This window comes from Candidatus Tisiphia endosymbiont of Melanophora roralis, from assembly GCF_964026575.1.
Taxonomy (GTDB): domain Bacteria; phylum Pseudomonadota; class Alphaproteobacteria; order Rickettsiales; family Rickettsiaceae; genus Tisiphia.
On sequence record NZ_OZ032161.1, the window covers coordinates 716,783 to 739,393 of the forward strand.

24 protein-coding genes and 1 tRNA gene are annotated in these 22,611 nt (G+C 32.8%); 14 read left to right on the forward strand and 11 right to left on the reverse strand.

Annotated elements, in window-relative coordinates:
- Positions 1 to 73: 73 nt before the first annotated feature.
- From AAGD53_RS03520 to ccmE, 5 genes are all read left to right on the forward strand, one after another.
- On the forward strand, positions 74 to 1,108 hold the full coding sequence (locus AAGD53_RS03520) for a hypothetical protein (protein WP_341763308.1): 1,035 nt from the start codon (positions 74 to 76) through the stop codon (positions 1,106 to 1,108).
- Between the two features lie 10 nt (positions 1,109 to 1,118).
- Positions 1,119 to 2,102 carry a porphobilinogen synthase gene (hemB, locus tag AAGD53_RS03525; protein ID WP_341763309.1) on the forward strand — a complete coding sequence of 328 codons (984 nt, stop codon included), beginning with the start codon at positions 1,119 to 1,121 and terminating at the stop codon, positions 2,100 to 2,102.
- A 203-nt stretch (positions 2,103 to 2,305) separates the two neighbouring features.
- On the forward strand, positions 2,306 to 2,941 hold the full coding sequence (locus AAGD53_RS03530; protein WP_341763310.1) for an SCO family protein: 636 nt from the start codon (positions 2,306 to 2,308) through the stop codon (positions 2,939 to 2,941).
- A gap of 4 nt (positions 2,942 to 2,945) precedes the next feature.
- Entirely contained in the window at positions 2,946 to 3,074 is a 129-nt protein-coding gene (locus AAGD53_RS03535; protein WP_341763311.1) for a hypothetical protein, read from the forward strand.
- A complete protein-coding gene (ccmE, locus tag AAGD53_RS03540) occupies positions 3,052 to 3,444 on the forward strand; it encodes a cytochrome c maturation protein CcmE (RefSeq protein WP_341763312.1) in 393 nt (130 codons plus the stop codon). Before AAGD53_RS03535 ends, ccmE begins: the two co-directional genes overlap by 23 nt.
- Positions 3,445 to 3,810: 366 nt before the next feature.
- Here the strand turns inward: ccmE and AAGD53_RS03550 are convergent, their stop codons facing one another.
- Positions 3,811 to 5,400: a lysine--tRNA ligase gene (locus AAGD53_RS03550; RefSeq protein ID WP_341763313.1), complete on the reverse strand. Its 1,590-nt coding sequence runs from the start codon at positions 5,398 to 5,400 to the stop codon at positions 3,811 to 3,813.
- Between the two features lie 80 nt (positions 5,401 to 5,480).
- Between AAGD53_RS03550 and AAGD53_RS03555 the strand changes: the two genes are divergently transcribed.
- Entirely contained in the window at positions 5,481 to 6,005 is a 525-nt protein-coding gene (locus AAGD53_RS03555; RefSeq protein WP_341763314.1) for a disulfide bond formation protein B, read from the forward strand.
- Between the two features lie 324 nt (positions 6,006 to 6,329).
- Here AAGD53_RS03555 and AAGD53_RS03560 read toward each other — a convergent pair whose 3' ends face one another.
- The 4 genes from AAGD53_RS03560 to AAGD53_RS03575 form a co-directional block, all read right to left on the reverse strand.
- On the reverse strand, positions 6,330 to 7,229 hold the full coding sequence (locus tag AAGD53_RS03560; protein WP_341763315.1) for an energy transducer TonB: 900 nt from the start codon (positions 7,227 to 7,229) through the stop codon (positions 6,330 to 6,332).
- Positions 7,219 to 7,653 (reverse strand): protein TolR, encoded by a 435-nt coding sequence (tolR, locus tag AAGD53_RS03565; RefSeq protein WP_341755720.1) that lies wholly within the window; start codon positions 7,651 to 7,653, stop codon positions 7,219 to 7,221. Before tolR ends, AAGD53_RS03560 begins: the two co-directional genes overlap by 11 nt.
- Positions 7,653 to 8,378 carry a protein TolQ gene (gene tolQ, locus AAGD53_RS03570; protein WP_341760935.1) on the reverse strand — a complete coding sequence of 242 codons (726 nt, stop codon included), beginning with the start codon at positions 8,376 to 8,378 and terminating at the stop codon, positions 7,653 to 7,655. Before tolQ ends, tolR begins: the two co-directional genes overlap by 1 nt.
- A 252-nt stretch (positions 8,379 to 8,630) precedes the next feature.
- Positions 8,631 to 8,715, reverse strand: a tRNA-Leu gene (locus AAGD53_RS03575).
- Positions 8,716 to 8,974: 259 nt separating this feature from the next.
- Between AAGD53_RS03575 and AAGD53_RS03580 the strand changes: the two genes are divergently transcribed.
- The 3 genes from AAGD53_RS03580 (at position 8,975) to AAGD53_RS03590 (ending at position 11,652) form a co-directional block, all read left to right on the forward strand.
- Positions 8,975 to 10,489, forward strand: a complete 1,515-nt coding sequence (locus AAGD53_RS03580; RefSeq protein ID WP_341763316.1) for a hypothetical protein — start codon at positions 8,975 to 8,977, stop codon at positions 10,487 to 10,489.
- A gap of 72 nt (positions 10,490 to 10,561) precedes the next feature.
- A complete protein-coding gene (locus AAGD53_RS03585; protein ID WP_341760937.1) occupies positions 10,562 to 10,789 on the forward strand; it encodes a hypothetical protein in 228 nt (75 codons plus the stop codon).
- Positions 10,790 to 10,917: 128 nt separating this feature from the next.
- Positions 10,918 to 11,652, forward strand: a complete 735-nt coding sequence (locus AAGD53_RS03590; RefSeq protein WP_341760938.1) for a Bax inhibitor-1/YccA family protein — start codon at positions 10,918 to 10,920, stop codon at positions 11,650 to 11,652.
- A gap of 522 nt (positions 11,653 to 12,174) precedes the next feature.
- On the opposite strand, the gene AAGD53_RS03595 is transcribed toward AAGD53_RS03590, so the two are convergent.
- The 3 genes from AAGD53_RS03595 to ubiG form a co-directional block, all read right to left on the reverse strand.
- Positions 12,175 to 12,771: a DUF6314 family protein gene (locus AAGD53_RS03595; RefSeq protein ID WP_341763317.1), complete on the reverse strand. Its 597-nt coding sequence runs from the start codon at positions 12,769 to 12,771 to the stop codon at positions 12,175 to 12,177.
- Positions 12,753 to 14,159: a glutamate--tRNA ligase gene (gene gltX, locus AAGD53_RS03600; RefSeq protein ID WP_341763318.1), complete on the reverse strand. Its 1,407-nt coding sequence runs from the start codon at positions 14,157 to 14,159 to the stop codon at positions 12,753 to 12,755. The genes AAGD53_RS03595 and gltX overlap by 19 nt, the downstream gene beginning before the upstream one ends.
- Before the next feature lie 223 nt (positions 14,160 to 14,382).
- A complete protein-coding gene (ubiG, locus tag AAGD53_RS03605) occupies positions 14,383 to 15,141 on the reverse strand; it encodes a bifunctional 2-polyprenyl-6-hydroxyphenol methylase/3-demethylubiquinol 3-O-methyltransferase UbiG (RefSeq protein ID WP_341763319.1) in 759 nt (252 codons plus the stop codon).
- A gap of 96 nt (positions 15,142 to 15,237) precedes the next feature.
- On the opposite strand from ubiG, the gene AAGD53_RS03610 reads away from it, so the two are divergent.
- A complete protein-coding gene (locus AAGD53_RS03610) occupies positions 15,238 to 16,023 on the forward strand; it encodes a metal ABC transporter permease (protein ID WP_341763320.1) in 786 nt (261 codons plus the stop codon).
- Between the two features lie 420 nt (positions 16,024 to 16,443).
- On the opposite strand, the gene AAGD53_RS03615 is transcribed toward AAGD53_RS03610, so the two are convergent.
- The 3 genes from AAGD53_RS03615 to mutM all read right to left on the reverse strand — a co-directional run bounded on the left by AAGD53_RS03615 (position 16,444) and on the right by mutM (position 18,643).
- Positions 16,444 to 16,869 (reverse strand): SGNH/GDSL hydrolase family protein, encoded by a 426-nt coding sequence (locus AAGD53_RS03615; RefSeq protein ID WP_341763405.1) that lies wholly within the window; start codon positions 16,867 to 16,869, stop codon positions 16,444 to 16,446.
- Complete coding sequence (locus tag AAGD53_RS03620) at positions 16,842 to 17,519, reverse strand: SGNH/GDSL hydrolase family protein (protein WP_341763321.1); 678 nt, start codon at positions 17,517 to 17,519, stop codon at positions 16,842 to 16,844. Before AAGD53_RS03620 ends, AAGD53_RS03615 begins: the two co-directional genes overlap by 28 nt.
- A 305-nt stretch (positions 17,520 to 17,824) precedes the next feature.
- On the reverse strand, positions 17,825 to 18,643 hold the full coding sequence (gene mutM / locus AAGD53_RS03625) for a bifunctional DNA-formamidopyrimidine glycosylase/DNA-(apurinic or apyrimidinic site) lyase (protein ID WP_341763322.1): 819 nt from the start codon (positions 18,641 to 18,643) through the stop codon (positions 17,825 to 17,827).
- Between the two features lie 77 nt (positions 18,644 to 18,720).
- Here mutM and ubiE point away from each other — a divergent pair, with 77 nt between their 5' ends.
- The 4 genes from ubiE (at position 18,721) to AAGD53_RS03645 (ending at position 22,293) form a co-directional block, all read left to right on the forward strand.
- Positions 18,721 to 19,485 (forward strand): bifunctional demethylmenaquinone methyltransferase/2-methoxy-6-polyprenyl-1,4-benzoquinol methylase UbiE, encoded by a 765-nt coding sequence (ubiE, locus tag AAGD53_RS03630; protein ID WP_341763323.1) that lies wholly within the window; start codon positions 18,721 to 18,723, stop codon positions 19,483 to 19,485.
- 117 nt (positions 19,486 to 19,602) lie between these two features.
- A complete protein-coding gene (locus AAGD53_RS03635; protein ID WP_341763324.1) occupies positions 19,603 to 20,727 on the forward strand; it encodes a hypothetical protein in 1,125 nt (374 codons plus the stop codon).
- 47 nt (positions 20,728 to 20,774) lie between these two features.
- Positions 20,775 to 21,434, forward strand: a complete 660-nt coding sequence (locus AAGD53_RS03640) for a hypothetical protein (protein WP_341763325.1) — start codon at positions 20,775 to 20,777, stop codon at positions 21,432 to 21,434.
- A 124-nt stretch (positions 21,435 to 21,558) separates the two neighbouring features.
- A complete protein-coding gene (locus tag AAGD53_RS03645; RefSeq protein ID WP_341763326.1) occupies positions 21,559 to 22,293 on the forward strand; it encodes an HD domain-containing protein in 735 nt (244 codons plus the stop codon).
- The last annotated feature ends 318 nt before the right edge of the window (positions 22,294 to 22,611 follow it).

Consider the following 22,611-nt stretch of genomic DNA (forward strand, 5'->3'; position numbering starts at 1 on the left):
TAAAATTTTATGCTAATAATACTTAGTGGAGATTAATAATTGTGATATATAATAGTATTATATGAGGTACTAAATGACAAAACAAGAGAAAATTCGGGAGAAAAAAGAAGAAATTCTGCAAAAAAAAGATGAAATTCAACAAAAAGCAGATGATATTATAACAAAAATTGATCATATTTTTGATGATCCTAACAAGTTTAGTAATAGTAAAGAAAGAAAGGAAGTAAAACAACATATAATTTCAGCATTAACGAGTGCTTTTTATTTTTATAAAGAAAGCTCAGCTAGAAAGATATATGAAGTAAGTTTACAAGAAATATTAAATACTAGTTCTGAGCTAAAGCCAGTAATTGCAGATATAGCTGAATTTGTGCTGCAAGAATGTCCTGATAATATGCTAGAAGAAAGAAAATTTTGGCTAGAAGATGTCAATAAAGAAATATTACAGGGAATTTTTAAGGATGAATTGGTTGCAATTAAAGAGATAGTTGATCCATTGATTAAGGTCGCTAATAGTAATAATATAGCTAAAACTATTGGACAAGATAATGCAAAAGAGTTACAAAAACATGTGAAATTAATGGCAGAACAATTTAATAAGGATAATATTAAAGGTGTTGAAGGAACATTAATGAATATAAGCAAGTGGAGCAATCAGAAACAACAAGAATTAGAAAATCAATTAAAATTAGAGCAAAAACAAGAGAAAGAAATAGAACAAACAATAATTGGGCAAAAAAAAGAAAGTCAAAGATTGAAACAGTTGGCTTTTGCAAAATTTGGGGCAACAATTAAATCCGCTGTGGCTTTTATATCAGATGTGATAACTAACAAGGATGCTAATGAAAGCAAAAAAACATTTAAGGATAACATGAACGAACTATTGGGCGTTAGAAATAATTCTAAACTAATTGATAAGGATATAGATAAGCAATTAAAATTACAGCAAAAAATTAAACGAAATATAAATTTGGATCAAGAAAGCTCTAAATTATTTAGTAAATTTAGCAAAATGGTAAAGGTGAGTTCTAGTACTATAGATGATTTAAAACCAGGTATAATAGCACACCCACAAACAAAAGGTAAAAACAACTCTGCACAAAGGTAAGAACATAGATATGTACCCAACAATAAGATTAAGAAGAAATAGAAAAACGCGGTGGCTAAGAGAATTAGTAGCAGAGAATAGGCTTAGCGTAAATGATTTGGTGCTAGCATTATTTGTGGTTGAGGGCGAGAACCAGCGTCAAGAGATCAAAACTATGCCTGGCGTATATAGATTATCTATTGATCAAGTAGTATTGACGGCTAGGCAGGCTTATGAAAATGGCATAAATGCTATAATACTCTTCCCTTGTATAGATGCAAAATTAAAAAGCGATAATGCTGATGAAGCATATAATCTAGACAATTTAATGTGTAGAACTATACGAAGTATAAAAAATGCCAATATCGATATTGGTATAATATGCGATGTTGCCCTAGATCCTTACACTACCCATGCACATGATGGTATTCTACATAATGGGGATGTAGATAATGATAGAACTGTTGAAGCTTTGTGCAACCAAGCTTTAGTTTTAGCAAAAGCTGGGGTAGATATTGTCGCACCATCTGATATGATGGATGGTAGGATTATGGGCATACGTCAAATACTAGATTCAGAAGGGTTTATTAACGTTAATATATTATCTTATGCGGCAAAATATGCTTCAAGTTTTTATGCCCCATTCAGAGATGCATTGAACAATAATAAGACAGCTTATCTAAATAAAGCGACCTACCAAATGGATGTACGTAATAGCAGAGAAGCTATGTTAGAGATAGAACATGATCTTGCCGAAGGTGCAGATATGATTATGATTAAACCTGGTATGATGTTTTTGGACGTCATAGCACAAGCGGCCAATAACTTTAATACTACTATATTTGCCTATCAGGTAAGTGGTGAATATTCTATGTTAAGATTTGCGGCAGATGCCAATGCCTTAAATTGGCAAGCAAGCATAATAGAATCATTGGTATGTTTTAAGCGTGCTGGTGCTAGTAGCATTGTTACATACGCTGCATTAGAAGTAGCACAAATATTGAATGATCAATAAATGGGAAGCAGGGTACAATTGTTGAAAGTTAAAAAACCGTCATTGCGAGAAGCCGCGAAAAAGCGGCGACGCGGCAATCTAGGATACGCGAAGCGTTACTCTAAAAAAATAGCTTCGCTGTTTACTTGGACCGCCACGGCATCTAAAGAGCCTTGCTATGACGATTATAGAAAAATATAGGGTACTATGAGGTGAAGAATACAATGCAAGAAAAATGTCAGGATAATATTATTATAAAAATTATTTTAGCAGTAGGTTTATTGATAACTATTACGTCATTGTATCTTTGGTTATCTTTTGACATACCGCAAAAACCCCTTGCTGGAAAGGGAGGAGGGGATAATATTGACGTGCAAATTGGTGGAAACTTTGAGCTAACTGATCAAGACGGTAAGACTTTCAATAGTGATAGTTTGAAAGGAAAATTAAGTTTAATTTATTTTGGTTTTACTTATTGCCCTGATATTTGTCCTACTTCTTTGCAAAAATTAACAGAGGTCATTAATACTCTTGATAAATATAAAATTGATGTTGAATTTGTTTTTATTACTGTAGATCCTCAGCGTGATACTCCAGCAGTGCTTAAAGAATATTTAAAGCATTTTAATCCTAAATTTATTGGTTTAACGGGTAATGAACAACAAATTAAAGAGGTTGCTGATAAGTTTAAAGTGTATTATGCTAGAGCAAATGATGGTGAAAATTATATGATTGATCATTCTTCTTTTAGTTATTTAATGGATCAACAAGGGGAATATATAAAGCATTTTTACTTAAATAGTTCTGCTCAAGAAATTATAGATTTTATTAGAGTGAAGCAGCAAAATCAAAAAAGATAATAAGATGTTTAATTATCTACTAGCTTCATACCTGTTTGCTTTTGCTGCTCTTGCCTTATTGTTAATAACAAGTTGGCTAGATTATAATAAAATTAAAGTTAGATCAAGTAATGCAAAAAAAGGTAAAAAATAGATTAAAGTTTATATTATTTTACCTTTTATGCAGTGCTGGGGGAATATATATGGTATTATACAATCTTGAAGATAGTATAGTATTTTTTTACCCTCCGTCAAAAATTAACGAGTCAAAACTTGGCAAAGAATTGAGAGTAGGGGGCTTAGTTAAAGTAGGTTCAATCAGAAAAATTACTGCTGATAAAGTGCATTTTGTCATTACAGATGACATTAAAGACCTAGAAATATCTTACCAAGGGGTTTTACCCGCTTTATTTCGTGAGAATCAAGGGATAGTAGCTGTAGGTAAATTATCAGGTAATATATTCATAGCTCGTGAATTATTAACTAAGCATGATGAGAATTATTCTCCAGCCTCACCTACATAGTACCCTACATTTTTTGTATAACCACTATTAATATGGCTTCCAACCGTCATTGCTAGGAGGCAATAGACTTCTTTCGAAACTCTACTTCTGCTGGTGATTTGTACGCGACGTCTGTACTCGAATCCTCACGTACATTAGAGTACGCTGCGGGTCGAGGTTCCGCGTCTCCTTCACACCCTTGCGCATAAGCGAGTTTCGAAAGAAGTCTAATGGAATCGCCAACGCGGCAATCTTGTTGTGAAGTAGGGACAAGTATTACTTCAAAAGATTGCCGCGTCGCCGCTTTTTCGCGACTCCTCGCTAATAGACGTATCTTTTAATAATTCTAAAAAACTTGATTATCGAGTCTTACATCGATACTTAAGATTAAATTAGTTTCTGTTGAATCAAATTTATACTGTCTCTAATACCAAAAAGCTTAATAAAAGACCCAAGCCTTGGTCCTTCAGTTTGCCCAAGTAATATTTGATATAATTCTTTAAAATAATCTCTTAAATTATTATAACCATGCTTATTGCCAATATCATAAATTTTTTCTTGGATTTGCTCGGAAGTAATATCTCCCGGCAAAACATTTAACATAGCGATAATTTCTTGTAAGATAATTTTTTGCTGATCATTAGGAACTAAATAGCACTTATTAGCTTTAATAAAGTCATTATAATAACGAGTGGCAAAATCTGTCAAATGATCAAGGTATGGGGCATTTTGTTTCGTTGCACTCGGGGCGTACTTACTGATAAATCCCCAAAGTACCGATTTATCTTCAGGATTGCAAACCGATGCAAGGTTTAGCAATAAGCTAAAACTAATGCCAAAAGTTTCGATATTAGGCACATTCCCGTGATGAATATGATGTACTGGATTCGCAAAACGCTTTACTTGATCTAGTTCTAAATGATATTTTTTATTGAAGGTAATATATTCATCAACATTTTTAGGTATCACATCAAAATGTAAACGTTTGGCTCTTGTTGGATTTTGGTACATAAATAACGACATACTTTCCACCGGTGCATATTGCAGCCATTGATCAACAGTAATGCCATTGCCTGTAGATTTAGAGATTTTCTCTCCGCTTTCATTAAGAAATAATTCATAAAAAAATTGTACTGGTGGGATTCCCTCTAAGATTCGACAAATCCCAGAATATAACCCAGCATTAGGCATATGCTCCTTGCCATACATTTCATAGTTAACTTGCAAACCGGCCCAGCGCATACCAAAATCAGGTTTCCATTGTAGCTTACAATGTCCCTTTGTCACAGGAACTTCCACAAACTTTCCTTCATCGTCTTTATAGGTAATAGTAGCGGCTAAGCGATCGATCTTTGCAATAGGTACTTGTAGTACAATACCGGTTTTTGGACAAATTGGCATAAAAGGTGAATAAGTTGCCTGTCGTTCTTCTCGAAAAGTTGGTAACATTAGAGCCATTATTTCATCATATTTGTCTATGACTTTAAGCATCATCTGATCAAATAAACCGGATTTATAACATTCTGTACTACTAAAAAATTCATATTTAAAGCCAAACCTATCTAAAAATGAGCGAAGCTTAGCGTTCATATAATGTCCATAACTTTCACATTCACCAAAAGGATCGGGAATAGATGTTAAAGGCTTGCCAATATGTGATGCTACCATATCAGGATTTGGGATATTATTTGGTACTTTACGCAAACCATCCATATCATCAGAAAAACAGATAATCTTAGTTGGGATATTGGATAGTTGTTTAAATGCTTCTTGCACCATTATAGATCTAGCAACTTCTGCAAATGTACCTATATGTGGTATCCCTGACGGTCCATAACCAGTTTCAAATAATACATAACCTTTAGCTGGAGTTTTGCTACCCAGTTGATCTAATATTTTTTTTGCTTCTAAAAAAGGCCAAGCGTTTGATTTAACGGCATTTTCTAAAACATTTTCTAAAATTTCTAATTCTGACATCTACATATCCTTATAAATTATCTCTTGAGTTTTTGGTAATATTCCTAGACAATAGCGACTTAAAAAAATAATATTTACTTATGCTAGTTTCTTCTATTGTACATTTTCTTCGCAAAGATAGTTTTAGAGTTTTACATATAACCCTAGTTTGTACGTGCATCTTTGCCTTATCTTTGGCTTATTTTGTCGAATATATATTACATTTTTCACCTTGCCCTTTGTGTATTTATCAAAGATTTCCATATTTATTTATAATCAAGATTTCAGTTGTAGCGATTCTTATCAAGAAAATAAGCAAATATACTTTATTTTTTATCGTTCTAAACTTATTAGGTGCTTGCATATTAGCAGGCTATCATAGTGGAGTGGAAAGAGGGATATTTGAACCAAGTAGTCTTTGTTCAACTTTAATCCATATTCCAAAGCACTTATCCATCCAAGATATTAAAGAAATATTTTATAGCCAACCTATTGCAACTTGCACAAAACCGGCAGTTAAATTATTTGATATATCTATGACAGAATGGAATTTACTACTAAACCTATCTTTATTATTTACCGTACTCTTTATTTGGTTTTATCCTAATCCCAAATCCGAAAATTAATAACCTCAGTTTTGGATTAAAATTAAAAATTTTAATCCAAAACTGGCTAGAATATCAGAAAAATGCATTCTTGAAGCGGTTCTACGAATGCATTTTAATCTATTATCGCTAATAATCTTATTTTTATTGGTATAAAAATAAGATTATTAGCAAATGAAATATTTAACAATCAGGCGTCAAACCGCTTTAAGCCTAATTGTTTACATTCTCATTCCAATTTCGGATTAATGAAATTAATCCGAAATTGAGGTTAATACTAATATAGAGGAAATTTGACTAGCACTAAGTATAAATCTTGAAAAATATAATAATTATGCAAATATTTCACATACTTGGATCAAAAAGAAAATTAAATTCTTTCCAGCTATTGTAACGTTTAGGGTCTAGATTATTAATAGGACTTGCTTGCCATACTGCCCTCATTGCACTGTCAGATAGAGCGTCACAAGCTATTTTTGTTATGTTTGGGCATATTGTTTCTTTAACTTTTACTTCTTTGACACTACCATCTTGATTTAAAGCTATATACAAAGTTACCCGTAGCTGCTCAAGGTTTTGTATCCCAATAGGTTTGCTCCATACTCTCTCTATTTGTTGTTTAATTAAAGATATTTCACTGATGGAAAGAGGCAATGTTTCATCGTAAGGACCTTTTGATTCTTGGGTTTCTTTATTTTCTTTGGACCTAGCTTGTTTATTTGATTTTGCACTCGACCCTTCAGATGATTGTTCTAAATTTTTAAGCAAAGAATCTAAGTCACTTTTATTAGGAATTTTCTTTTTTTTCTCGAGTGGCTTCTTTGTTTTTACAGGCTTTTTTTCTTCTGCAAGCTTCTTCTCTTCTATAGGTTTTTTATCTATAACCTTCTTTTCCTCGATAGGAAGCTTGTTTTCAAGAGGTTTCTTTTCTTCTAGAAGTTTTTCTAGAGGCTTCTCTAAAGGTTTCTCTAAAGGTTTCTGCTCTTCTGTATCATTAGGTTTGCTTTGTTCTACTTTTTTTGTATCTTGATTTTCTATAGCTTTTTCAGATTGTTTTATTTTATTGGGTACATTAGATTTACTATTAATTGGTAACATTTCAAAAACTATTACTTGTTCTTCAGGAGATTTTTTAAACAATGAGGGAAGACCAAATAAGAAGAAATATATTATTAGTAAATGAAGTACTACGGAGCAAATAAAAGAAATAGAAAAAATATTATTATTTATATTATTATTTTTCATTATATTTAATATTTGAAACTAGTGCTACCTTAGAAAAGCCTGCTGCATGGATTTCAGATACAACGCTAACTACCTCGCCATATGGCACATTTTTGTCGCCTCTTACAAAAATTCTAATATCTTTTTTTTCTTTTGTAATATTAGTTAGCTTAGTAGCTAAATTTTGTCTCTCTATTTTAGATTCCAATAAATATAATTCTCCTTTGTTGTTAATACTAATCACTAAAGGTTCATCTTGCCCTGACAGTGGGCTAGAAGTTGTTTCTGGTAAATCAACATTAATACCGGACACTAGCATTGGAGAGGTTATCATAAAGATGATCAATAGCACTAACATGACGTCAACGAGTGGTGTAACGTTGATCTCACTGACTAAATTACGTCTAGATCTTTGATTGTTTGAATTTGGTAATTGTATAGCCATTACATTTTCCCTTCATCTATGGCTCTTGATAGTATAGAACTAAGCTCATTAATGAAATCATCAATTTTGTTATTAATCTTAATTATTTGTGAAGAAAGGTAGTTATAAAAAATTACCGCCGGAATTGCTGCAAATAGACCTATTGCCGTTGCAAGTAAAGCTTCTGCAATGCCAGGAGCTACGATAGCAAGTGAGGTATTTTTTGATGCTGCAATAGATTGAAAACTATGCATAATCCCCCAAACAGTACCAAATAACCCTATAAATGGTGTACTAGAAGCAACAGTTGCCAAAAAACCTAAATTTTGCTCTAATCTTTCAAGTTCACGATTCCTTATCAAGTACATAGATTGTATTATTCGCTCTTTATGGCTAATTTTAAGTGCATCAGTGAGGTTGTTAGGATTTTGGCGTTTACATTCGTTCATAGCTGCTACAAAAACTGCGGCAAGAGGATTATTCATTGTTCTTTTAATAGTTTCATATAACTGATCTAAAACTGCTCCAGACCAAAAAGTAGCTTCAAAAGCTGCAATTCTCTTTCTTATTTGAACTAAATGAACTATTTTATCTATAATTATTGTCCATGCCCAAATTGAAGCAATTACCAAAATTATCATAACAGATTTTCCTATAATATCAGTGGATGATATCATAGAGAAAATTGATGAACCACTTTGTGCTGTAATTTCTACAACGTCATTAATATTGTTATGTGTACTCATTGGATGTAACTAACCTTCATTGCCTAAATATTGTTTCTGTATATATACTCAGCTAGACCTTCAAGAATTAAGGTTTCCGCGACCTAAAAATTTCAGCTGCTTCGTTACTCATGTACGCACAGCTAGCTCTTCTTGAAGTTATACCATTTCTGAAAACTAATCATCACGTCGTCGTACTTCATGATCTCCGCTCCGGTACTCGACACTCGTACTCCGAGTAGCAATTTAGTTTTGGGAAATGGTATTATACGATGGTACCTCTGGCCGGACTTGAACCAGCACGCCTTTTGAGCTGTAGATTTTGAGTCTACCGTGTCTACCATTCCACCACAGAGGCATTAAATCCCTAAAAATTAGATCATATTTTTTTAAGTTTTGTAGACAAAATAGCAATATCTTTGTATCATGTAAATAACTAAATTGCCTTGGATTAAATTCCGTTATGAATTCGAGAACGGAAATAACGATCTATAAGACCATTAGATAGAAATGTTCACACAACCTAAATTATCCTTGTCGTATTTGTTACCTTAATCTTGACAAAGTGATAAGAAGCATAGTGAATTATAGTTAATTTTAATTAATTAAAGTTTCTTATGAAAAATATATTCAAACCAAAACCAGTTTCTGTTAGTTACAAGAACATAGACCTTACAAATCCTAAAGAAAAAGCAAAATTAATGACACAGCTAAGAAAAAAGAATGTCGATGCTCTTGATTTATCTAATAGTAAGGTTCAATTGGACAAAGAGATATTAGAGGCTATTATAGAAAATCCAATTTCCGAGCTTGATTTATCTAGTAACAATTTGGGAGATAACGGAGCCAAGGTAGTTGCAGGCATTATTCAGAATAGTACTGAGCTTAGGCATCTAGATTTAAGTAATAACAAGATTGGAAGTGAGGGCATGGGAGCTTTGTCATCCGCTTTTGATCATAATAAAACTGTTACTGATCTTGATCTATCGAATAATGATCTAGGAAATGAAGGAGCTAAAAAAGTTGCAACACTTCTTGCTAATAATTCTACTATTATTGATATAAATTTAGATAGTAACAAAATTGGAACAGACGGTCTGTTACATTTACCATCATCTCTTCTTAATCGAAACACTACTAATATTTCTTTAGCTTCTGCTTATATTCCAGAAGAAGCTGTTGCACGTTTTGCAAGAGCGTTACAATACAGCGACAACGTACACTCAATTAACTGTGTGGATAAGGATACAAAGGAGAAAGATTCAAATGAGATAGAAGTGTATGCTCAAAAATTATTTGATACTATAATTAAAATTAGAGATTCCAATGGTTTTGATAAAGAAAGTCAGAAAGAATTTAATAAACTAGTTTGGGAATGTATTGTACCACATCCCAAGTGGAAAGATCTTTTTAAGGACTTAGTGACAAACTCTAATAAACCTTACTTATTTGACCTGAATACTCTTGATGCAACCGGAAAGTCAATGCAAGACCAGGTTTATAATCCTGATCTAAAAACTTTTCTTTCCAATCATAAATCAGCAAAAGAATCAAAAGCAGTGCAACAAGGCGAGCTACCTCCACTAGATGAGAAATGGTTCAACACAACAGTAGGAGTAGACGCTCTGTCATTAGAGAATGCTACTGCTCAGAATGTAACAGAATCATTTTTGACATCAGTAGCAGGTAATGAAGGCGTGAAAGGAGCGTATGCACAGCTTAATGATATTCCAAATTCGCCTAATCTAGCACAGAGAATGCAGGAAAGAAATCTACGAGAGTATAATCTCGTAGACACACTTACTCCTAGTCTAGAAGAAGGGGCAGAAATGCGTACAATAACTGGAGATCATTTTGACCCACTAACGATGACAATTTTAGGTAATGATGACCCCCTACTAACTAGGACAATTGTTCATGATCAAGATGTACCAACAACAGCTAGATTATCGTCCGTTACTCCTAAAAAAGCTACACTAGAACATAAAGATAACCCAAAAATGCAAGCAGAGGCAAAAAAGCTGGGAAAAACTATGTTTCCACATATGGCTTCCCCATCTCAAAGTAATGCTACACCCAATACACCCAATACAGGCAAAAAACATGGGCAATCTAGTGGTTTTAAAAGATAACTTAATAAAAACTCATAGGATCGATATCTACTTTTAATTTTATAAATCTTACATTTGACATAAGAGTATTGTATGCCAAAAAAAACTGAAAAGATAAAAGATGATATAGACAAGGGTTATCTAGCTGACTTGGAAGATAATGAAGATAAATTACCTAAAAATAGAAGTACTAATAATAATGCTGAAAGTACTAAAATTTATAATATTTCTATTTGGGACGAAATGAATGCAGCGGATGGCAAGATACATGAGCTGAAACTTGCTGGTAATGCTAATAATTCTGATAGTGTTAGTGAATAATAAATATTAATCTAGGAAACTAAATTATAAAATTTAAATAAATATTTCACAATTTTCTTCTTGAAAAGAAAAGGTATGAAGCTTATACTATTATTATATAAATAATAACATGATTCATGGGGTTTCTTATGATTGATTACACAAAGACTTTTACTGCTACTCAGAAAACATATGATGTCGGACTGAGAGAATACATGCTGAAAGTCTATAATTATATGGCTTTAGCTCTTGTGCTAACTGGAGTAATGGCTTTTGCTACTATATCATTTGAGCCATTAACTAGGCTTTTATTTCAAGTTGAAGCAAATGGACAGTTCATGGGCTATACCGGTTTGGGAACGTTGGTAATGATTTCTCCCGTGGGAATTGCTTTGTACTTTTTTATGGGATTTGGCAGGATGAGTCTAGATACTACTAAAGTATTGTTTTGGGTTTATGCTGCTTTAACTGGTATGTCTTTGGCATCTCTTGGGTTTATCTATACAGGAGAGTCAATTGCTCGAACTTTCTTTATTTGTTCATCTGTTTTTGGTGCAATGAGCCTTTATGGGTATACTACCAATAGGGATTTGACATCAATGGGTTCATTTCTTATCATGGGATTATTTGGTCTTATCATTGTGTCGCTAGTCAACATGTTTTTACAAAGCTCAGCTATATATTTTGCAACGTCTCTCATTGGGGTTGGTATATTTATGGGTATTATTGCATGGGATACTCAAAAAATTAAGTCTATGTATTTTATGTCTGGAGGTGGAGAGTTAGGACAAAAAATGTCCATAATGGCCGCTTTTAATTTGTATTTAGACTTTATTAATTTGTTCTTACATCTTCTAAGATTCTTTGGTAATAGAAGAAACTAGTATTACAGTTGTAACTATACAGGGCTATCATCTCCGTGAAAGCACAACAATTGTGAGTTAAAAAACCGTCATTGCGAAGTGCCGTTAGGTGCTGTGGCAATCTTCATGATAGTCAAGCCTTCCTTCACAAAATTGCCACGTCACCGCTCATAGGTGTCAACTTAAGAGCGTAATGATTGAGCATGTATAAGTAAATCAAACCTAAACGTCTATTAGCGAGAAGCCGCTGCAAGCGGCGACGCGGCAATCTAAGATACGCGAAGCGTTACTCTAAAAAACAGCTTCGCTGTTTATCTGGATCGCCACGGCATCTAACGAGCCTTGCCATGACTGCTGTGTTTAATTTGTTTATACATGTTCAATCATTACGCTCTTAAGTTGACGCCTATACGTCGCCGCTTGCAGCGGCTTCTCGCAATGACGATTTAAGCCTTACAACAGTGCTGCTTCGCAATGACGATTTTTTAACTTTCAACAGTTGTGGGGTGGGGGCATCGAAGGTACGGCAATGTTATATCGAATTCAGGATATTCTAGTAAAACTAGTTTTTATCGTATAGTTTTTGTTAGGACCTAAAACTTTATAACTCAGTTCAAAAGAATTCTTATTCAAGAATGTGTAATTAGCTTGATAAAAATCCAAATTGCATTGATGTGTACCTTTAGCCTGAACTTTATCCTGAAAAGGAGTATTAGAGATAAAATGTAATTGGTAAAATAAAGCATTGTTATTTTCATTAACAAAATATTTAACAATTTTGTTTTGCTCTAGAGAGTATAGATACTCCTTAAAAGCTTTCACCCTATTGGTATTACCATAATATTCAACATCAAGCTCCTCTCTATATAATATACGTGAATGAGGTAAATATATATGTTCTTTATCTTCTATAAAGTAAGCGATTCCTTTAGCTGTACCATAATTGCCTAAAATTCTCGTAATAGCATATCTTCCAACTAGGTTGTGAAATATATTTAAATGATTCTCTAAATTAGTTCTCGCAAATACTTGCTGGGAATTCGCGTACTCACGCACTTCATGTACGCCTAGTCTGCTCATCGCTTGTTTATTGTTCTCATTCATAGGATCATTTAAATCTATTAAATCATTTGAGTACATTTCAACCTAGCAATAGCATTTTCTTTACCAATTATGGCGATAATTTCAAAAATACTTGGGGAAGCAGTCATGCCTGTTATTAGAGATCTAATGGATTGCATGAGATCTGCAAGTTTAATATTATTATTCTTGGCTATTTCTTTAAATTTTATTTGAATTGACTCTTTATCAAAATTTTGTAAATTCTTTAATTCCTCAATAACTTGCTCTAGCAAATTTTTATCACAATTCTTGATTATCTCTTTGGCTTCCTCAGAGTAGATAATAGGAACGTTAATCAAGTAAATCTTGGCTAGTTCAGCTAATTCGACTAAATTTGTGCTTCTTATCTTCAAGTTTGGCATTGCTTGCTTAATATATTCTGTTTCTTCCGTGGTAATTTTATAAGTTTTTTGCAAACTCTCACAAATCATTTTTGTTAATAGCGTAGCATCAAGCTGACGTAGATAATGAGCGTTTAAATTATCCATTTTGGCAAAATCAAGACGAGCAGGTGATTTGCCAAGTCCTTCAAGGTCAAACCATTCTATAGCTTGTTGTCTTGAAATAATCTCATCATCTTTGTGACTCCATCCTAACCTTAGTAAATAATTACACAAGCTCTCGGGTAAATATCCCATATCTTGGTATGCTTTTATTCCAAGAGCTCCATGTCTTTTAGATAATTTTGCCCCGTCATCACCATGTATTAACGGTATATGTACCATATGTGGTACATGCCAACCAAAGGCTTGATAAAGTAGGATTTGGCGAGCAGCGTTAGTTAAATGGTCATCCCCCCTGATAATATGGGTAATCTGCATATCGTGGTCGTCCACTACTACCGCCAACATATAGGTGCTACTTCCATCACTACGTAACAGCACCATATCATCTAGGTGGGAGTTTTCAATAGTAACATCCCCTTGTAAAGCATCATGGATAGTTGTATAGCCAGTTCTTGGAGCTTTCAGCCTAATCACTGCTTTTGTGGATTGGTAACCTTTTGGAAAGCTAGAAGGATCAGCATCTCGCCAAGGGCTTTGAAATAAAAAATGTTGTTTATTGGCTATAGCATTATCTCGCTGTCGATCTATTTCTTCTTGAGGTGTAAAACAATAATAAGCTTTTCCTTCATCTAGTAATTTCAGAGCTGCTTTTTTGTATAAATCATTTCTTTTAGACTGAAAAACCACTTCATCATCCCAGTCTAAACCAAGCCATTTCAAACCGGAAAATATAGCATCTACTGCATCTTCGGTTGATCTTGTTTTATCAGTATCCTCAATTCGCAGTAAAAATTTGCCGTTATGGTGTTTGGCAAATAAATAATTAAACAATGCTGTCCTTGCCCCACCAATATGCAAGAAGCCAGTAGGGGAGGGGGCGAATCTAGTAATTATAGTCATAGTATTTCCTTTATAACCTCAGTTTTGGATTAAAATTAAAAATTTTAATCCAAAACTGGCTAGAATAATTTAAGTTCTTCAGAAAAATGCATTCTTGAAGCGGCTGGTACGAATGCATTTTAATCTATTATCGATCAGGCGTGATAGCCGCTTTAAGCCTGATTGTTTACATTCTCATTCCAATTTCGGATTAATGAAATTAATCCGAAATTGAGGTTTAAAGTTAATTCAGAGCGAGTTCTGCAAGAGGTCTAGTTAAATAAGCAAAATAATTTACCTCTATATCATCACTCAACTGCCAACTGCTATTGACGATATTATAGGTTAAGCCCTTAAGCTCTTTAAGCTCTATGTTATTTTTACTAAACATAGAATAAATTTCAGATGGTTTAAGAAATTTACTATGGTCATGGGTTTTTTTTGGTATCCAACTAAGCACGTATTCTGCCATCAAAATAGCTAACATATAAGCTTTGACAGTACGGTTAATTGTTGAAATTATAATCATGCCATTTGGTTTTACTAAACTAGCTAGGTTTTTTACAAAATCACTAGGATTGTCTATATGTTCCATGACTTCTAAACATAGTACCACATCATACTGTTTGCTATTTGAGTATACTAATTCCTCAGCAGTTGATTTAAGATATTGTATATTCAAATTTCCTTCTTCAGCATGCTTCATCGCAATATCTATATTACTTTGTAGTGCATCTATGCCAGTGACTGTGCCATTTAGTTTACAGAGAGCAGAGGTAATTAATCCCCCGCCACATCCTACGTCTAAAATATCTAATTTTGAAGGTAGTACTATATCATCATCTATATTAAAATGACCTTTTATCTTATCTATTATGTAACCAAGGCGAATAGGATTTATTTGATGAAGAATTTTAAATTCTCCATCTTCCTGCCACCATCTGCTAGAAATTTTACTAAACTTTTCTAGTTCTATTTGATTAATAGAAGATTTTGTAGACATATTTCTTCACTGGTTATAGAATCCATTCCTAATATACCACAAAAATCATGAAGCACTAAGTGCTATTCTCAAATTATCTACCAAAAATCGTATAAAATGACTATAATAATATTAACTATAATTCTAATCAGTCTAATTTTTGCTCCTCTTGGTTGTATAAGCTTATGGAAAAAATATATTTATTTTGGTGATGGTCTTTCGCACGCAAGTTTACTTGCTGGAAGTATTAGTATCCTTGTCCATTTGCCTGTTGTTTATTCAGGACTAGTTGTTGCCATTATATTTGCTATCTTGGTGTTTACGTTAAAACATAGGTCAGGTGGTAGTAGCGTGGTAATGTTAATATCAAGTTTTATGTTATCTTTAGCCTTAGTAGTAGGTTATATGTACCCACTACAGATTAAGATCACTAACCTATTATTTGGCGATATTTTATCTGCCTCTTTAAATGATATATTAACCTTATCAATTATACTTATATTCGTTATTTCTTTCGTTTGGTATTTCTATAACCAGATTATTCTAATTGTCATTAATAGAGATATTGCTCAAATTAAGGGGGTGAAAGTAAGAACGATTGAATTGGCATTTTTGTTACTGTTATCTTTATCAGTATTCTCGACTATTAAGATTGTTGGGGCACTACTCGTTACTAGTATTTTGCTGATTCCAGCTATGACCGCTAGGATGATTTCTAGTAATCCAGCACAAATGATTATCAATTCAGTTATCGTAGCTTTAATTGTAGACTTCCTTGGCTTAGTAGTGTCATTATATCTTGACATACCAATTACCCCAATAATTACGGTAATAAACACCATAGTTTATTGTGTATTCTATATAATTTCACGGGCAAATAAAACAGGATTTTTTAGATTATAGTCCAGGGTAATTTATAAAGTCCTAACTAATGATAGAAAAGTTTGTTTTTTAAAATGCATAAATGTCTATTAGCGAGGAGCCGCAAAGCGGCGACGTGGCAATCCAAAAGTTGCAGTGGCAAAAAATAAAACAGCTGTTTATTTGGATCGCCACGCCACTTTGTGGCTCGCGATGACAACTATTTATTTCTATAATTTAGTATTTTCTATCATTAGTTAGGACTTTTAAACTGCTCTAGATTAAGAGGTTATCATAATTATATACTTAGGTAGAACTTCAAGAATTAAGATTCCCGTGACCAAAGATCGAATCTGCTCTGTTACTCATGTACGCTACGCCGCGCGACTTTGCTACTGCCTAGCTCTTCTTGAAGTTATACTATCGTCTATCAACCCTTCATTTACGAGCAGTATAACAAAATCATCTTGAGACAATAAAATTATATAACCTATCTCCTACAGTTTGATGTGGAAGCTTAGTTGGATGAAAAAAATCAAAAAATAAATATTGTAGAATTTTTTCTTCATTACAGCCACAGTTATATGCAGCATCTAATCGACCTTTCAATAATAATTCTAGCAAATCTATAAAATTTTGATGATCAGCAATATCTGTAACACAAGCCTGCTCAGTATTGTATCCTTTCTTTACATAATCACTAATTAAGCTCTTAAATATACTTTCAATATCAAATAATTTTATTTTAATCTTAGGAAATTTCCTATTGAAGTCTTTAATTGCCTCTACTAACTTTTGATTAAAATCTTGTGATAAATTAGTAGCTAGCTTTTGTAAATCTGTGTTAACAAACCTTGGGATTAAGCCAATATCTGGAACACTATGTATTGTAGACTACTGTTTGTAGCTAAAAATTCAATAGCATTGCATATTTCTGTTATACTTTCATCAACTAATGCAGTCGGATTCTTATTAAAAAGAGCAGCCATAATATCATTGCCACCAATCATAACAAATAGTAAATCTTCTGTGCTAATATCGGGATGGTGTCTAACTAAAGTACGGACTTGGTTTTTTAACTGAAAGTAATTAAATAATAAAAAATCAGGCACAGCATCACCTTTAGAGGCTCTAGCATTGGAAACAGCATAATTAGTACCAATTTGTTCACTAAAATCATAATTTGTAGCTTTTATTCCCCCTTGCTTTATTAAATCGTCAAATGGTCTACCCAATTCTATAGATTTTTTCTCTAAGATCCAATGTTTTAATGCTGGAGTAATATTAAAACTCCACCCTGGTTTCATTGTTGTTCCTAACTTATCAGCTACATATTCTACTGCCATTGGACCATTGCTAAAAGATCGGGATTGATAAAATGGAGGGGCAAAATAAATCTTGTCAACCCACTTGAGAAAATGAAATTCTTCCTTTATTACATTTAATATACTATTCAAAGATCCAACAAATGCTCCATTATCAGATAAACTATCTCCTACAACATAAAAATTTTTATACATAAATGCCTCTTTATTCATGTTAATATTACATTATAACCACTTATAAATTGATTCACTGGTTAACTAATTATATTAGTGTAACATGTTTTCCGACCATGCACAAAAAAAATTATTGTTCTATGATTTTCAGGACAGTTTAAAAGTCCCAACTAATGATATAAAATACTAAATTATAGAAATAAATAGTTGTCATCGTGAGCCACAAAGTGGCGTGGTGATCCAAATAAACAGCAATTATCTTTTTAAAAAACAAACTTTTCTATCATTAGTTGGGACTTTTAAACTGCCCTGTATCAACTCTTCATTTACGAGCGGTATAGCTCTCATTCTTGGCAAATAGAACAATAGAAACTAGTTCTACCGGATTGTTTTATTTTCCTTATTATTCCCTCGCAGTTTAGGCATTTTTGATTTTCTCGTGCATAAACCTGTAATTCTTGTTGGAAGTAACCAGGTTTACTATCACCGCTAACAAAATCTTTGAGAGTAGTACCTCCTGCTGATATTGCCTTTGTTAAAACATTTTTAATGGCTAATACCAAATTAGTTATTTCCTTGTTTGACAAACTACTACCCAATCTGCTTGGGTGTATTTTAGCAATAAAAAGGCTTTCAGAAGCATATATATTACCAACACCGACAATAATCCGATTATCCATTAATAAATTTTTTATTGGAACAGAGCGATTCAATAATTTTGTTTTTAGATACTCATCAGACATATCATTTGACAAAGGTTCTACACCTAAATTTAGTAAAAATTTTTCTTGGGCGAGGTTTGTTGGCGTACTATAAATCATCCCGAAACGTCGTGGATCATTAAAAACTAATTTCTCGCAACTTGTCAAAGATATAACCACGTGATCATGCGTTTGTAGCCTATAATCACTAGGTTGTAAGGTCAGCCTACCAGTCATGCCAAGATGTACAATAATGGAATAATAATTATCCAAATCTATTAGCAAATATTTTGCCCTACGCCTTAAAGCTACAATTCTTGCTGACTCTACATTTGACTCTAACTGATCGCTTAGTTTATAGCGTATATCATCTCGTCTCTTATCGAGTTTATTGATGGTAGCCCCTACTATTCGCTGTTCTAGGCAACGTTTTAATGTTTCAACCTCAGGAAGTTCTGGCATTTTTACATTTTAATACTATTAATAATTCATAATATAACATAATATAACACATAAGCAACTTAGCACTAAGTAATAATATGCAAAATAATGATAACCAATCTGATCAAGTAAATTTTGGCTTCTCAAAAGTGAGCTTTGATCAAAAAAGAGATTTAGTTAAAGATATCTTTTCTAGTGTTGCTAATAAATATGATGTAATGAATGACTTAATGAGTTTGGGAGTACATCGTTTGTGGAAAGATGAATTTGTTAGGCAAATCCCCAATTTAAAATCAAATATATTGGATGTGGCAAGTGGTACAGGTGACATAGCTTTTAAAATAATAAAGCGAGCATCGGTAAAAAATGTATTAGTGCAGCTGACGATGTGTGATATAAATCATGATATGCTGGAGGTAGCACGTCACAAAGCTATTGATAGTAATATATTACAGGGATTAGAGTATGTCGTTGCTGATGCAGAAAGCTTACCTTTTCCTGATAATAGTTTTGATTATTATACTATAGCATTTGGTATTAGGAATGTGGCAAAAATTGACAATGCCCTAAAAGAAGCATATAGAGTACTAAAGCCTAGGGGTAAATTTTTATGTTTAGAATTTTCTAAAGTAGAATACGATTGTCTGAAGCAATTATACCAGTTTTATTCGTTTAATATTATTCCTAAGATTGGTAAAATTATAGCAAACAATGAATCAGCTTATCAATATTTGGTGGAAAGTATTAATGTATTCCCAGATCAGGAGAGCTTTGCAATTATGCTAAAGGATGTCGGCTTTACTGATGTTAGTTATAAGAATCTTACTTTAGGTGTTGCTGCTATTCATAGTGCTTATAAATAAAAACAATAGTAGAAAATTAATAATATAGTAGAAAATTAATAATAGTTACAATTTAAGAATGCTTGACTAATAATTTAGTATTAGTTTTAATAATAAAATAGTTAACCAAACCCTAATATGGTGAAATATAAAATGACCAATGATTTAGATAATGATGCTTCTAAGAGGAATTTCATTAAAAAAGAGTATGAAAAACTTGAGGGGAGGGTACGTAATGCTACTTCAAGGACGCAATTAGCTTTGATTATAGCTGATGCTGGTAGTTTAGCTTTAATGGCTAGTCAGTTAGGGATAGATATTGGAATACTGGAATTAATAGCAACTGCAGTAAGTAAAACTCTTGATTATGAAACAACTGAGCAAATCCAAGTTGTGGATTTCAATGAGGGCATAAGATTAGCAAAAGAACAAGAAAGAATTGATAGAGAGCATAAAGTTCAAGGCATTTATAAAGCTTTTGATTCTTTTTATGATGATTCTCTTAATAGACAAAGGAAAGATAATGAAAGTTTACACGAAATCTTTGAAGCTACAAAAGCAGGTCGGAAACTTACTGAGGAAGAAAAGCAGAAATTCAGCAAAACACCTGAACAAATAAAAGAAGAAAACGCTCGTATTAAACACATGCGGCTAACTAAAAAGCTAGCTAAAATAGAACGAGAACATCACTCTAATGAAATAAAGAAAATTGAGGAATGTGAGGAGCAAGTTAAGCATTTATCAGAAGATCACCCGGAAAGAGTCTTGTTGGCTAATCAGAAAAAACATCATGAAGGTTACCGTAATTTAGTTAATAAGAAAATAGATCAGTACAAAGCATACAAGCAAGGAATAAAACAACATGCTTACAATATTTGTCTTAATAAAGAGTTAGCTGAGAACAATAGATGTAACGAAGATGCGGCACAATTTTGGGAAGAAGTATTTCATAAGATATACGATGTTACTCCAGAGGAAATGGCTAAAAAGTTAACTCCAACGGAAAAACAGCCCCAAACTTTTATTACTTTGCTACCTTCGAAAGCTAGAAGTGCATTATCGTCAGAAAACCTAGCCGTTCTAGCATCTCAACAAGAGTTAGATACAAAACAAATAATTTCTGATTATAAGTTAGAGAAACATATGGGAATATTAAGTGCTAAAGAAAATAAGGACACTCAATTACAAAGAACGAATTCTATAAATCTTAATACCCCAAAGACTAAAGATCCTAGCAAAGGTATGGGTGGAAGAGATTGGTAATATTATAGCAGAATTAAAATATTTAAAGATAAATAATAGGTAGTATTATGGCAAAATCATCATCACAAAATAAACTCACGTCTGAACATCATCACCGTTGGGGAGAGTTTTATTATGGATTAGCTTCTGACATGGAAGATCAGGATGCACCACAAAGCAAAATAGATGCAAGTTGGAAAATGGCTGCTATGGAATTTTGGTTTGCATTAACTTTAGGTAGTGAAAAAGCTCCTCTCTCCTTGTTTAAATGTTTTAGACAAGGTGTTGGTGTAGAGAAAGATCCTTATATGAGAGATCTCATGTATGGTGCAGCATTACAACTTACACCTCAGGACTGTGCTGATAAGGTCAAACCTGAAAATAAACCAATAATTGCTAAATCTATGCAACCTAAAATCGATGCACTAGTAAAATTAGTAAAACAAACTCGTGATCAGTTGCCAGTTGAGGGAGTGGATGTAAAAGTATTTAATGAGCAACTAACTAAGTTCAACCACGCCATCAAACTACCATCCGGCAAGTCACTACAGAGTTGTTTTATTGAGAAAAGTGCTAAAGCTACTTCTAAAGAAAAAGATTTAAAATCCAAAGCATTAGAATTAACAAAGAATCTGTCAAATCAGAATAAACCAATCACAACTACTATGAACCATGTACCTAGAAAGGCTACTAAATCTTCATCTAGAATTGGTTGCATTATATCATAAATATGTAATTTATACAACAGGATTAAAAAATACGCACCTTTTTAAAAATAAAAAATATTAAATGCTTTAAGTAATCAGAATTTTAGTTTATTCTAACTTTAGAACTAAAATATTATGGTTTATTATGGAATATGTTAATAATTATTGGTATAATTCAAGATACCAGTCTTGTGCATATGCTGAGAGGTTGCTTAATGAATTAATTTCGCTCAATGAAAAAGTAAAGCAACCAATAAACATGTATGAAGTCAAAAAAGGCATCTACTATGCTAAAAAATATCATGGCAGTCAAATGAGGCAGTCCGGTGAACCGTATTACTCGCATCCGATTGAAGTGGCTTATATGGTTGCCCAGTACACAGCCCTAGAGCTTCCACAATATTTCAGAACAGACATGATTGTTACCGCATTACTACACGACACCATTGAAGATACAACACTTACCGAAAAGATGATTGCCTATATTTTTGGTAGGCAAGTGGCTAGTCAAGTGCAAGACTTGACAAGAATTAAAATAGATAGAAAAATTAGTGCAGTAGAGACTGTAAACTTACTATTCTCTCAATATAAAAAGGATGTATTACATATCAAATTATTTGATAGATTACATAATTTGAGAACTATTAGTGCTAAGTCTCTCGAGAAAATTAAAAAGATAGTAGAAGAGACTTTGGCTCACTTCATACCTCTTTCTATATACCTTGGAGTCAATAAAATAACAGAGGAGTTAGAGAGATTATGTTTAACGGCTTTAATCAGTAATAACTTACTTAATTTAGATCTTTTTGAGGATAATTCCCTACTTCTTTCTCTAGGTTTCCAAAATGATTTAACCCAAATGCAAAACCTAAAATTGTAGGAACTATTACAATTAATATACCATAATTTCCAAAATAATTTGTTAAATAAACAAGTCCGAATGATGTTATCACATATATAAAAGCTCGAGACAAGGCATATAAGAAACTTGCATAAGTAAAACGCTTAAATACTGGGAAATGTTTATAGAAAATAGGCATAGCAGAAGAGTATGAAAGTGAAAACATAATAGTTACTAGTTGAAGTATAAGTAAATCAGATGGAGAATTTAAATTATTTAATAAATAAGGAAATATTAAGACGATAATAGAAAATATTATTAATTTAACTTTCAGAAGAATTAATGGATATATGTAAC